This is a genomic window from Paenibacillus nanchangensis, from assembly GCF_046543445.1.
GTDB classification, from domain to species: domain Bacteria; phylum Bacillota; class Bacilli; order Paenibacillales; family Paenibacillaceae; genus Paenibacillus_AQ; species Paenibacillus_AQ nanchangensis.
In genome coordinates this window covers 44,951-57,104 of the sequence record NZ_JBHOFD010000025.1, presented here as the reverse complement: position 1 = coordinate 57,104, position 12,154 = coordinate 44,951, and the positions used below count along the sequence as shown (strand labels likewise).

10 protein-coding genes are annotated in these 12,154 nt (G+C 56.8%); 5 read left to right on the top strand and 5 right to left on the bottom strand.

Annotated features, from left to right (window positions below; genetic code table 11):
• Together ACE6ED_RS19590 and ACE6ED_RS19585 are read left to right on the top strand one after the other, a co-directional pair.
• On the top strand, positions 1-234 hold the full coding sequence (locus ACE6ED_RS19590) for a hypothetical protein (protein WP_410828942.1): 234 nt from the start codon (positions 1-3) through the stop codon (positions 232-234).
• Between the two features lie 16 nt (positions 235-250).
• Entirely contained in the window at positions 251-1,357 is a 1,107-nt protein-coding gene (locus ACE6ED_RS19585; protein ID WP_410828941.1) for a GerAB/ArcD/ProY family transporter, read from the top strand.
• 144 nt (positions 1,358-1,501) lie between these two features.
• On the opposite strand, the gene ACE6ED_RS19580 is transcribed toward ACE6ED_RS19585, so the two are convergent.
• The gene (locus ACE6ED_RS19580) at positions 1,502-3,571 is read right to left on the bottom strand and encodes a class I SAM-dependent methyltransferase (protein WP_410828940.1); all 2,070 of its coding nucleotides are present in this window, start codon (positions 3,569-3,571) and stop codon (positions 1,502-1,504) included.
• A 195-nt stretch (positions 3,572-3,766) separates the two neighbouring features.
• Here ACE6ED_RS19580 and ACE6ED_RS19575 point away from each other — a divergent pair, with 195 nt between their 5' ends.
• Entirely contained in the window at positions 3,767-5,068 is a 1,302-nt protein-coding gene (locus ACE6ED_RS19575; protein ID WP_410829014.1) for an APC family permease, read from the top strand.
• Between the two features lie 387 nt (positions 5,069-5,455).
• On the opposite strand, the gene ACE6ED_RS19570 is transcribed toward ACE6ED_RS19575, so the two are convergent.
• The 4 genes from ACE6ED_RS19570 to ACE6ED_RS19555 all read right to left on the bottom strand — a co-directional run bounded on the left by ACE6ED_RS19570 (position 5,456) and on the right by ACE6ED_RS19555 (position 9,640).
• On the bottom strand, positions 5,456-6,331 hold the full coding sequence (locus ACE6ED_RS19570) for a radical SAM/SPASM domain-containing protein (protein WP_410828938.1): 876 nt from the start codon (positions 6,329-6,331) through the stop codon (positions 5,456-5,458).
• A 31-nt stretch (positions 6,332-6,362) separates the two neighbouring features.
• Positions 6,363-7,349, bottom strand: coding sequence for a Gfo/Idh/MocA family protein (locus tag ACE6ED_RS19565; protein WP_410828937.1), 987 nt, complete (start codon positions 7,347-7,349; stop codon positions 6,363-6,365).
• A gap of 191 nt (positions 7,350-7,540) precedes the next feature.
• Positions 7,541-8,929, bottom strand: a complete 1,389-nt coding sequence (thrC, locus tag ACE6ED_RS19560; protein ID WP_410828936.1) for a threonine synthase — start codon at positions 8,927-8,929, stop codon at positions 7,541-7,543.
• 195 nt (positions 8,930-9,124) lie between these two features.
• Positions 9,125-9,640 (bottom strand): CYTH domain-containing protein, encoded by a 516-nt coding sequence (locus ACE6ED_RS19555; RefSeq protein ID WP_410828935.1) that lies wholly within the window; start codon positions 9,638-9,640, stop codon positions 9,125-9,127.
• A 443-nt stretch (positions 9,641-10,083) separates the two neighbouring features.
• Between ACE6ED_RS19555 and ACE6ED_RS19550 the strand changes: the two genes are divergently transcribed.
• Positions 10,084-11,082, top strand: coding sequence for an exonuclease domain-containing protein (locus tag ACE6ED_RS19550; RefSeq protein WP_410828933.1), 999 nt, complete (start codon positions 10,084-10,086; stop codon positions 11,080-11,082).
• A 295-nt stretch (positions 11,083-11,377) separates the two neighbouring features.
• Positions 11,378-12,142, top strand: coding sequence for a MerR family transcriptional regulator (locus tag ACE6ED_RS19545; RefSeq protein WP_410828932.1), 765 nt, complete (start codon positions 11,378-11,380; stop codon positions 12,140-12,142).
• Positions 12,143-12,154 lie beyond the last annotated feature (12 nt).

Here is a 12,154-nt window from a genome sequence, read left to right as displayed (position 1 = left end):
ATGGAGATATTCCTGATCATCACCAGCACCGCTTTGATTTGCTGGGCGGAGCTCCCCGGGCTTATCCGGGAAAAAAAACGCAGCTCCGTATGGGGTTTTGCCGCTCTTATGCTCACTGCCGCAGGTATTTCCATAGCCCACACCTTGGTTACCGATCTCCCGACTCCTTTGACCTTGATCACCTTCATACTTAGACCGTTCAGCCAAGCTTTAACCGCTCTCGGTCTGCTCTAATGAAAGGAGCCTACCCATGCCGGAGTATAAATTATCTCTGCGCCAGCTCACCCTTTTAACCGCCATGTTCACCATCGGCAGCGCCATATTGATGGCCCCGGCCGGGATGGCCGCCACAGCCAAGCAGGATGCCTGGATCGCAGCATTGCTGGGCGTGCTCCTCGGATTCATCGCGGTCACGGTCCACCTGCTGCTGGCGCGGATGCACCCGGGCAAAAATCTGATTCAGATTTTTGAAGCCCTGCTGGGCAAGTGGATCGGAAAAGCGGTGGGTGTCCTGTTCCTGATCACCCTGTTCTTAAGCGGCCCCACGACGGTGCTGCAGGAAATCGGCAGCTTTGTAACCATCCAAATGATGCCGGAGACTCCCATTGAATCCATCATCATTTTGTTTGGCGTGATTATCGCCGTGGGCGCGCGGCTGGGCCTTGAAGTTTTGGCCCGTTCCATCGAGCTGATGTTCCCTTGGGTTCTGTTTTTGTTTACCGCCATGACGCTGCTGCTGCTGCACGAGATCAAGTGGGAGAAGGCACTTCCCGTATTGGAATTTGGGGTGGGCCCGCTGTTTCCGGCTGCCCTCTCCTTCGCCAGTATTGTATATTTTCCGCATTTTATTCTGCTGATGATCTATCCCGCAAGCCTACACCATCCGGAGCATGCGCATAAAGCCGTATATATCGGGAGTATGCTGGGCAGTATCGTCCTGTTCATAATCATCGCGCTGACCATCCTGGTGCTTGGCCCCAACATTACGGCCCAAAGCATGTACCCCAGCTATATGCTTGCCCAAAAAATCAGCCTCGGCAACTTCCTGCAGCGCATCGAAGCCGTTATGGCAATTATGTGGTTCATCTCTTTGTTTTTCCGGCTTTCCGTCTATCTTTACGCCATCGTCACCGGCCTTTCGCAGATCTTTCGGATCAGCAACCAACGGGTCCTCATGCTGCCTGCCGGATGGATTATGGTGGCCCTGGCAATGTTCATTTACCCCAATGTAACTTACAGACAGCAGTGGGACGCCCAGGTGTGGATCCCTTTTTCGCTTGCCGCAGGTTTCCTCTTCCCTCTAGTTCTGCTGGGGCTGTATGGAGTCCGAAAACTGATGTCAAGGAGATCGGAATAATCAGACCGGCATAGCCAGACCACCATTGCCCCTATCTTCCAGTACCATCTCAGTCATCTGCGCAGGAAACACCGGAACGGTCATGAACCCTGTCTCCCTTCAAGACGGGCCTTCCGTCTCGGGAACATCCCCTCACCCGGCTTATCAAACCCGCTTCCGGATCACAATAAAACAAGTGCTGTCAGGCAGCGGCACAGGGTTCCCCTGCTCATCCGTGAATTCGATCCGTCCGCCAAGCGCTTCCGTGTACCCCGCCTGCAGGTAATGCCGGAACACCTCAATATCCGCGCTGCCGCCCAGCCATTCGCCGATCAGACGGCGGTACTCTGGCGGAGTGAAATAGCCGAACTGCTCCTGCACTTCGTGCACATACGCTTCTTCTCCCCAGGTGTAGGTATACAGAAATTCCATGGCATCGTTGACGGGGAGCTCCGCCTCCCGGTCCGAAAGCCGGGTATACCGGATCGTCCGCCCGGCAAAATCCGCAGCATACCGCTCCAGCCAGGCCATCCCCTCCGGTTCCAGAAACTTGATTCGCCGTTTCAACTCCGCCGGTTCGGTCATAATGCCGTCCCGGATAATAATCGCCCCGCCCGGCGCCAGCACGTCAAAAGCGCTGCGCAGCGCAGCCGCCACCGTCTCCCGGTTAAACTTGTGCCCGCCAGTCGGCACATAGGAATACAGCTCGTGCAGAATCGAAGAGAAGATCACCGTATCAACCGTTCCGGCTTCCACAAAAGATTTCAGATCCAGCGCATCGCCCTGAATCACTTCCCAGCGTCTGCCCTCCCGCCGCTTCCGCTGCCGGAGCGCTTCAACCACGTTGCTGGAGATGTCGATGCCCACCGGAACCGTTCCCGGCATCCGTTCTTCGATCAAATCGAGCAGGACGCCGCCGCCCGGTCCGATGTCCAGCACCTTCCGCCCGGTTACGTACTCCAGAATGATGGCTTTGTAATCCGCCGTTCCGTTCATTTGATCCAAATAGGTTTCTTCATTGTGAAACCGGTCGAAGGCGTCCCGCCGGAGTCCAAACAGATCAAACAGCATCAGGACGGCCCGCTCGTAGAGCGCCGATTTTTCCGCCTCCATACAAAATTCAATCAGCTTATCCGCCGCCGGCGAGAAGCGGAAGTCAAAAAACGCGGTGTCCGGCAGTCCCGGCTTCCGGAAGACGGCATGCGTCAGATGCGGACTTGCGCCTTCCAGCGGCTTCCCGGACAAAATCTGCTCCCAGCTCAGCTCCGCCAAGTATTTTTCGATGATGCGCTGTTTGTAGACATTGATGCGCTTGACGCCTTTGTAATCGTAATAGATCGCCTTCATTACTTCTTCGAAGCTTACATGCGATACCTGCGCTTCCGCGGCACTCTGTGCCGTCAGCGCCATTACCTTCAAAAACGGCTCCAGCGAAAAGCTCTGGAGCGCGGATTCCACATACCAGAATACCGCCTGCTCCAGCGGTGCCAGATGCCGCAAAATCGCCTCCCGCTCTGCTAAACCTGCCCACTCGCCGGAAAAATCTTCGCCGTGAGCAATCGAACCCGCGCGCAGCCGCCGCAGCCGCTGCTCCATCACCACTTCCTCCGGCCCGCCGCTGTAGGCGATGGACCGGATCAGTCCGGCCGCTTCCTCCCGCACCTCGTCCCACAGTCCGGGTGAAACGGCCCCGATGACGCACCGGTTCAGCAGCAGCAGCACGCGTTCCAGCTCGCCGGCCTGCAGATGCCCTTCGCGCACCAGCCGGTGCAGCGGCCGGTTGACCGCAGCCGGCACCTCGCCGCGGATTTGCTGGCCGATCAGGCCGTGCGTCTCGATCAGCAGGCGCACAATACTCCGGCCGGCGGTATCCGGCCCGGCCTGTCTGCGGTACAGCTCCGCCGATCCGAGGTTATGGACGGACAAGTTTACGCCTTCGGCCTGCCATGCCGCTCTTTCGCGCAGGCTTCCGCCTTTTGCCGTCTCGGACCAGACCAGCACTTCTTCAACCAGCTCCTTCAGCCAGTAGGACTCATCCGCCTCCTCCAGCAGCTGCAGGCTCCGCCCCACATAGTCCAGCACCGGGTTAGCCTCCTGTAATTCCCGGAGAGACTGAACCCGTTCCAGATTGACCACTTTTTCTTCTGCGGATGTCAAAATCCGCAGCCAGGGAGCCGCGTCCCCTTCGGCGGCGCCGGCGCGGCAGGCAGCGATCAGCTCAAGCGATTTCAGCATCGTTTTTCCTCCTCATTATCCTCAATTTTCCTGGTTGTGTTTTAGAATTTGACACGGTCTCCCGCATTAAAGAAGCATAAGGAATGCTATAATGAGCCGTACGAATTTTTGACCCTATATTTAACCTTATTAAAGGAGCGGTACTTCTTGGAACAAAGCGGTCAATTAAAAAAAGAAATCGGTCTCGCCGTCGCCATGTCCCTCGTAATGGGCACGGTCATCGGTTCAGGAATCTTCATGAAGCCGGGCAGAGTCATTGAAGCGGTTGGCGGCTCAACGCTTGCCCTGGTTGCCTGGGTGCTGGGCGGCGTGCTCAGCATCGCGGGCGGTCTGACCATTGCGGAGGTCAGCGTCCGCATTCCGAAAACCGGCGGTTTATATGTATACCTGGAAGAAGTGTACGGCAAGGTCTGGGGCTTTTTGTGCGGCTGGATGCAGACGATCATTTACGGACCGGCTATCATCGGCGCGCTTGGCCTGTACTTCGGGACCCTGCTGTCGGATTTGTTTTCCCTCCCTGGCGGCTGGTCCGTTCCGCTCGGGATCGGGACGGTCGTATTTCTCGCTGTCTTGAACAGCTTCGGCACCAAATACGGCGGCTCCATTCAGGTGATGACCACCGTAGCCAAATTCATGCCGATCCTGCTCATTATCGTCCTTGGCTTGTGGAAAGGCAATGAGCAGGTGTTTGGCGCCAGCAGCGGTTCCATGCTGCATACCGGAATGGGTTCGGCCATGCTGGCGACGCTGTTCGCCTACGACGGCTGGATGCTGGTTGGCTTTGTAGCGGGTGAAATGAAAAACCCGGCCAAGCATCTGCCGATCGCCATCGTTGGCGGACTGTCCATCGTAACAGCGGCCTATGTCATTATTAACGTGGCGATGCTCCATGTCCTGCCTGCGGACGAAATTGTCCGTCTGGGGACATCCGCCGCAGGTACGGCCGCAACCACCCTGCTGGGAGGACTTGGCGGAAAAATTGTCAGCATCGGCATCCTGATCTCCATCTTCGGCTGTCTGAACGGCAAAATCCTGGCCTTCCCTCGAATCATGCTGGCAATGGCCGAACGCCGTCAGCTGCCGTTCTCGCGGTTCCTGTCCAAAATCTGGTCCAGGTCCGGCGTCCCGGTAGCGGCACTGGCGGTAGAAATTACCCTGGCCGTCACGGTAATGGTGTTGAGCAACCCGGACTACTTGTCGGACATGGCCGTGTTCGCCATTTACATGTTCTACATTCTGTCTTTTGCAGCCGTCTTCCTGCTGCGCCGCCGGGATCCGGGCGGCGGCTCGTACCGCGTGCCGCTGTATCCGTATGTTCCGGTCGCGGCCATTCTTGGCTCGGCGTTTGTTGTCGGCAGCACGCTGATTCATTCGTTCACCGACTCGATGGTCGCCATCGGGATTACGCTGGTCGGCCTGCCGATTTACCTTTATATCAGCCGCCGTCACCCGGAGCCAGAGCCGGGTACACGGGCTGACGGTAACCGCGCCGCTTAGAATTGTCGCGCGCTGCGCTGGAGGTGCTCTGTCAGGCCCAAAACTTTACATTTGCGCCTCTCTACGCCCACGCGTCTCACCACGCCAAAAAATCCGCCGGCGTCCTCAAACAGGACCGCCCGGCGGATTTTTTGGGTGAGATTAAACACCAAACGTGCAGAAACCCAAGAAAGGTGCAGGCAGTGGCCTGACCTGCCGCGTGGTGCCCGGCGCAGGCGGGAATCCGCCCTATCGTCAGGTGCCCGTGGCGCGGGCGGTAACCCGCCCTGCTGTCAGGTGCTGAGGCCCGCAGGCGGCAGTCCGCCATGCTGTCAGGTGCTCGTGGCGCAGGCGGCAGTCCGCCCTGCCATCAGGTGCTGAGGCCGCAGGCGGCAGTCCGCCATGCCGTCAGGTGCCAAACCGCTGACGGTACCCGCAGCGCCGGCATAGCTCCTCGACGGCCTCGCGCCGGGAGAAGCCGTCAAACAGCCGGTTCGCCCGCTCGCCCTCCACGATGTCTGAAAACGGCGTCTCATGCACATTCCCGAGATTGATAACGCCTTCGCCGTCGAGACAACATGGCACCACCGTTCCATCCACCAGAACGCCGGCCTGCGTCCGCAGCCCATGGCAAAAACCTTTGCCGTCGTCCGCCGGGGCGGACAAGCTCGGCCAGCGGAATTCGTAATCCTGGTTCAAATACACATTGCTGGCGATGCGCACACCGCTGCCCGGCGTAACCTTTTCCTCAATCCGGAAATCCAGGTCAAACGCTTCCTCCAGCACAGCCAGTGTTTCGCGGTTCCGCTGCCGCTGGGCGTTGGTTGCATTGTCCGGGGTCAGGTTCCACAAACGGAACGAAAAAATCACCTTCTGCGACTCCGGCGCACGCACAAACGCCAATATCTCCCGCAGGTAGCCTTCACGGTCTTCGGAGCCTTCATGGCCGTCGAAGCTGTGCAGGGAGAAATTCATCTGCCGCAGCGCAGGCTTGCCAAGGATCTTGGGTCCGGCCTTGCGGATCAGCGTCCCGTTGGTCGTAATGTTGACCTTAAAACCCTTGGCGTGGCTGATGTCCAGCAGCTCGCCGATTTTCGGGTGCAGCAACGGCTCTCCTTTAACGTGCAGATAAATGTGGTGGGTGTGCGGCTGGAGCTGGTCCAGAATGCCGCTGAACGCCTCCGGCTTCATAAAGCTTGCCTTGCGCTCCGTCTGCGGGCAAAAGCTGCACGCTAAATTGCAGACGCTGGTTACCTCGATGTATACCTTTTTAAATGTCTTCAAGCTCCGCTCTCCACCCGTTCTTTTTTTTAACTTAGTCCGTCGGATACACCAGACCGATCTGCCGGCGGGCCTCTTCCATCACTTCTGCCACGGCGAGCGATACGGCATGGGAATTCACCGTACTCTCTTTTGCGCCGGACTCAATAAGAGAAATGAATTCGGCCGTCTCATAATACATGGACTCGAATACCTGCGGCAGCGTCAATTCCTCTATGCTTCCGTCGCGGTACCGGATTTTTACCTCATAAGGCTGGTTGATCCGGTCGATAACCATCGTGCCGATTTCGCCTTGAATTTCGCAGGGAAGACTGGAATCGGAAATTTTGGAGTACAGGACGTTAGCTTCCATCCCCTCCTCATACCGCATCACCAGACTTCCCTGTCCGTCCACGCCGGAAGACAGCATAACCGCCTGGGCCTTCAGGCTGTCCGGCTTGCCGAACAGCGCCATCATCGGATACAAACAGTAAATGCCCAGATCCATCAGTCCGCCGTTAGCGAATTCGGGTCTGAACGCATTCAGCACATTTCCCTGGAGAAAAGCATCGTACCGCGAGGAATATTGACAATAAGCCGCAAAATAACGGCGGATTTGTCCCAGCTTGTACAAATTGTCTTTAATGACGCCGAAGTTCGGCATCAAGGTGGATTTCAGCGCCTCCATCAGCACCACGCCGTTCCGTTCGGCCGCTGCGATCATCGCCCGGATTTCCCGGCTGTTCGCCGCCATCGGTTTCTCGCACAGCACATGCTTCCCGCGGTTCATGCAGGCAATTGCCTGCTCGGCATGCAGTACGTTCGGGCTGGCGATATAGACGGCGTCCACCTGATCCGAAGCCAGCATGGACTCCAGATCAGTGTACACCGCCGGCTCCGCATATTTAGCCGCAAACGCCCGGCCCTTCTCCTCCGACCGGGAGTATACCGCAGTTAACAGAAAATGATCATGCTCCATCCCCGCCTGAATAAAGCGGTCGGTAATCCAGTTGGTTCCAATGACGCCAAAACGTACCGTCATAGGTCGACACCGTCCTTTGCTGTGATATGCCCATAGCTGTTATTGTCTCACTCTCTCCTACCCTTGTCCACAATTCTGCCGTATTTTCCCGGTAAAATCCGTCCGCATCCGACGCCCGCCGACAAAAAACAACAGGACTCCGCGTCCCCTTCCGGAGCCGCCGAGTCCTGCCGGACCGGGTAATTACCGTTTTATTGGCCAAAAAACGCCTGAAGCTCCCGGACGACCTCCGCCTTGCTGTGTTCGATCACCGTCTGGTGCTGCGGCATCGCAAACAGCGCTTCGATCTCCGCCGGGAAGGCCTGTTCAATGGGCAGCAGCGAAATTGCTTCATTGAACTTTGCCGGATGGGCCGTCGCAAACGAAATCCCGGTTTCGCCCGGCTCGTTGAACGCTTCATAAGCCGCTACTCCGCATGCTGTATGCGGATCAAGCAGATATTCATGCTCCGCCCGGTATTTGCCGATCGTCTCCAAACATTGTTCGTTCGAGACACCCAGCGCGGAAAAATCCGACTGCACCTGCTCCAGCAGCCCGCCGGAGATGCGGATTTCGCCTTCCGCCTGCAGCTTCGCCATGTAATCCGATACTTTGCCGGCATCCTCTCCGGTCAGGTAATACAGGTAACGCTCGAAGTTGCTCGCCACCTGAATGTCCATCGACGGGCTGTGGGTGCTGCGGAATTCACCCGGCCGGTATTCGCCGGTACGGACAAAACGCTCCAAAATATTGTTTTCATTGGTCGCGATAATCAGCTTGTTCAGCGGGAGGCCCATCCGCTTCGCCAGATATCCCGAAAAAATATTGCCAAAATTGCCGGAAGGAACGCTGACGTTGACCTTCGCCGTTCCCGCCGGAATTTGCAGGTAGGCGTAGAAATAATACACAGCCTGCGCCAAAATCCGCACAAAATTAATGGAGTTGATCGCCCGCAAATGATATTTGCTTTTGAAGTCCAGGTCAGCGAACAGCTCTTTAATAATGCGCTGGCAGTCGTCAAAATTGCCTTTCACCGACAAATTAAGCACGTTGGCGTCGTCGACCGTGGTCATCTGCAGCTCTTGAACCTTGCTGACTTTCTGGTGCGGGTGCAAAATACAGATCTTGATGCCTTCCTTGCCGCGTACTCCCTGGATAGCTGCAGCGCCCGTGTCGCCGGAGGTAGCGCCGAGGATATGGATCGTGCTGCCCCGTTTGCGGGATACATAGGAGTAGAGCTCGCCCATGAACTGAAGCGCGACGTCCTTGAATGCAAAAGTGGGTCCGTGGAACAGCTCCAACACGTACAGCGATTCGCTCAGCTGCTTGACGGGAGCCACTTCCGGACTGCGGAAGGCCGCGTAGCTCTTGTCCACCAAATTGTGCAAATCGTCGGCTGGGATCTCTCCGTTTGTGTACAAAGAGAAGATCTCAAGGAACAGCTCTTTATATTCAAGCGATCTCCAGCGGTCCAGCACGTCCGGTGTGACGGTTGGAATCTGCTCGGGCACCATCAGTCCGCCGTCATCGGCGAGTCCCATCAGAAACGTATCGATAAAGCCTTTTGCTTCCACTTGACCCCTTGTGCTTATATACTTCATATCCATCCTCCTGAAAACACGCGCATAAGCGGTTTGTCCGGGCCTGCCGGAGCGGCCGCCGGCCTTCTCACGCGCCACGTCACGTTAATATTATCCTCTATAGTACCACGTTTAAGCGTTAAAGTCCGTATCTTTTGCAAAAAGAGGGCTTCTTTCTCACCCTTTCCCGCTCACCAGTGCCCAGCTGTCTGCCCGTTATTGCGGCAGCTGCTCCGAAGGCTGCTCCTGCAGGGCTTTCCAGACAACTTTGTTGCTGTACTGGCGTTCTTCGCTTACATCCCGTCCGAACCAGTCCGGCGGAACAAAGGCCTCCGCTTCCGCAAGCGAGTCGAATTCGACCTCCAGCACAGAGAGTTCAAGCTGGGTGTAAACATCAATCTCCACCGTGACGCCGTTCCAGTCGGCGGTAATGCGTTTTTTGATCAGGGGGATCAGGCGGAGCGCTTCGGTCAGCTGCACATACAGCCCTTCGGAGATCCCGTATTCGATTTCTTCGCGGCTGATGCCTTTGCCGTTTTTGTAGGTATGGGTGTAAGTCACCTCTCCCGTCTGCAGATCGCGCAGCTTGCGCACCCGCAGCTCCTCGCCTCCGTCAATCGCCAGATAGGTCTGGTCAATCATCTGTTCGCTCAGAATTTTTAATTCGCCTGCTTGGAATAACTGTCCGGGGTATTCCGGCAGCAGAAATTTGCGTTCGATTTCCATAGCCATGATGGGTTCCTCCGCTTTGTCGGCGCGGCTTCGCGCCTCATTTTGTCTCAGATCCGTCTTGTAAAAAAGGGACAGCCGCTCACACAGATGCACACGGAAAAAATGCAGGTTTTGCATGGGTTTGCCTTTTATGGTGAATCTAATTGTAGGGTTACCCGGTAGGGAAGTCAATTTCCCGCTGTGCGCCGCCGCGCATTTTCCCTGCCGCTCCGCGGACTCTCCGCCCTTCCCGAGGCTGCAGCATGCCGATTTTGGGGAATATTTTTTGGCGTTTGCCTGAAACTCGCGTTTTTGCATCCAGGCGGCCAGGCAGGTTTGCTTTCTTTTTTTTTCCTTTACGTGCGCCAATTTGTTAAAATAGAGCTTGCCGGGCTTCCCGCCGAGGAAACCCGGATGCCGCCCGCCACACACGCGGTACAGGCCATCGAACGGAGGCAGGCAACATGGATTACATTATACTCGACATTGAATTTAACGGGCGCAAATTCGCCAGCGAGCTCCCGATGGAAGTGATTGAAATCGGGGCGGTCCGGCTGGACGCCTCGCTGCAGATGAAAGATACGTTCACTTCACTGATCCGGCCCGTTTATTTTTCCAAGCTTAACTCGTTTATCAAGAAAAAAACGGGCATCCCGCAGCCCGATATCGATGCGGCGCCCAGATTCCCCAAAGTCATCGGCGAGTTCCGCCGCTGGCTGGACCGCAGCGAAGACGGTGTGCTGCTGATCACCTGGGGCGGCGAAGACCTGAAGCGGATCGTGCAGGATACGCGTATGCATAAGTTGGACGACAGCTATTGGCTGGCGGTGGATACCTTCGATCTGCTGAAAGGATATTTGCGTGTGCAGCAGCTCTCGAACGACGTCAGCGTGGAAGCGGCGCTGCAGCAGCTGGATATCCCGGCGGAGGGTTCGGCCCACCGGGCGCTGGATGATGCCGTGATGACGGGCGAGATTTTTAAGGCAGTGTTTGACCGGCTCGATTTCACCCGCATCCAGAAATACAAGGATACCTACTCCAACGCGCGGGAACGAAAGCTGGTGAAGACCGCGATCAAAGCGATTCAATCGCAAAAGCTGGTGCCGACCTGGCCGATGATTGCCGAACATTATTTTGCCGGCAAAATTCCGCTGGACGACCCCCGGAAGGAAAACGAGCTGCGCGAATATTTTGACGCGCAGTGGGAGCTGGCGAAACACCGCCCGGTTCCGCCGAAGCGGCCGCCGGCTAGCCCGGCTGAGACAGGGGGCGAAGAAGACCGGGCGGGTGGTTCCGCGCAGGCCGGGGGCGAGGCAGCCCGGGCAGCCGGGGCTGGACAGGCCGGGAGCGAAGGCACCGGGACAGCTGATCCGTCGCAGCCAGGAAGCGAGGAGTCCCGTGCAGCGGCCGTTCCCGGAGAAGCAGCCGGGCAGGAACCTGGGCAGCCGGATGCTGCGCATTAATAATCCCGGAAAGCAGCCAGGCTATCGAGTAGATCTCGGTAGCCTTTTTGGCTGCCGCCATTTTGCCTCCATGCCGTCAGGCGTTTCGTCTTCACCCTGCCACACCCTGCCGTCCGCTGTCGCCTACAGCCAAAGCCACTCTCACCCTCACTTCGTGTCCATCCCCTTCACGCCGCCCAAGCCCTCTCGCGCGCCGTAGTGTTTTTTTAAAATTCACCCGCCCTTATGTTAAAAACACCTGTTGACCTTAACGCAACGTAAAGGTGTACAGTGAAGAAGTCAGGAGGTGACAGCCATGGAATACACCGTACAGAAGCTGGGACAGCTCGCCGGAATCAGCACCCGGACGCTCCGTTATTATGATGAGCTGGGGCTGCTGAAACCGGCCCGGATCAATTCTTCGGGTTACCGGATTTACGGGGGGACCGAGGTCGACAAGCTGCAGCAGATCTTGTTTTACCGTGAACTCGGTTTCCCGCTGGAGACGATCCGGGACATTCTGAACGATCCCGGCTTCGAGCGAAGCGCTGCGCTGCGGGAACACCGGGCCAAGCTTCTCGACAGACGAAAACAGCTGGATCGGCTGATTGCAAACGTCGACCGGACGATTCAGGCAGCGGAAAGGGGAATACCAATGAGTGATCAAGAAAAATTCGAAGGCTTGAAACAGGAGTTAATAGACGAAAACGAGCGGAAATACGGTAAGGAAATCCGGGAGAAATACGGAAACGAACAGGTGGAGAAATCGAATGCCAAGTTTAAAAATATGACCGAAGCGGATCATGCGGAAATCCAGCGTCTGGAGGCGGAGATGTTCGAGCAGCTCCGGCTCGGCATGGAAGACGGCGATCCTGCAGGCGAACATGCACAGCAGGCAGCCGATTTGCACCGCCGGTGGCTTACGTTTTTTTGGGAAACCTACACCAAAGAAGCGCACGCCGGCGTGGCCCAAATGTACGTGAACGACGAACGTTTCACTGCGTACTATGACAAACATCAGCCCGGTATGGCCGCATTTTTGAGGGATGCCGTTCACATCTATACGGGAATGAAGGCATAGAACATTGTTTTG

What these genes read in the sequence shown, in the direction of transcription:
- ACE6ED_RS19545 (WP_410828932.1), top strand. Translation starts at nt 11,378, where the DNA reads ATGGAATACACCGTACAGAAGCTGGGACAGCTCGCCGGAATCAGCACC.
- thrC (WP_410828936.1), bottom strand. Translation starts at nt 8,929, where the DNA reads ATGAAGTATATAAGCACAAGGGGTCAAGTGGAAGCAAAAGGCTTTATC.
- ACE6ED_RS19555 (WP_410828935.1), bottom strand. Translation starts at nt 9,640, where the DNA reads ATGGCTATGGAAATCGAACGCAAATTTCTGCTGCCGGAATACCCCGGA.
- ACE6ED_RS19580 (WP_410828940.1), bottom strand. Translation starts at nt 3,571, where the DNA reads ATGCTGAAATCGCTTGAGCTGATCGCTGCCTGCCGCGCCGGCGCCGCC.
- ACE6ED_RS19565 (WP_410828937.1), bottom strand. Translation starts at nt 7,349, where the DNA reads ATGACGGTACGTTTTGGCGTCATTGGAACCAACTGGATTACCGACCGC.
- ACE6ED_RS19550 (WP_410828933.1), top strand. Translation starts at nt 10,084, where the DNA reads ATGGATTACATTATACTCGACATTGAATTTAACGGGCGCAAATTCGCC.
- ACE6ED_RS19585 (WP_410828941.1), top strand. Translation starts at nt 251, where the DNA reads ATGCCGGAGTATAAATTATCTCTGCGCCAGCTCACCCTTTTAACCGCC.
- ACE6ED_RS19575 (WP_410829014.1), top strand. Translation starts at nt 3,767, where the DNA reads ATGTCCCTCGTAATGGGCACGGTCATCGGTTCAGGAATCTTCATGAAG.
- ACE6ED_RS19590 (WP_410828942.1), top strand. Translation starts at nt 1, where the DNA reads ATGGAGATATTCCTGATCATCACCAGCACCGCTTTGATTTGCTGGGCG.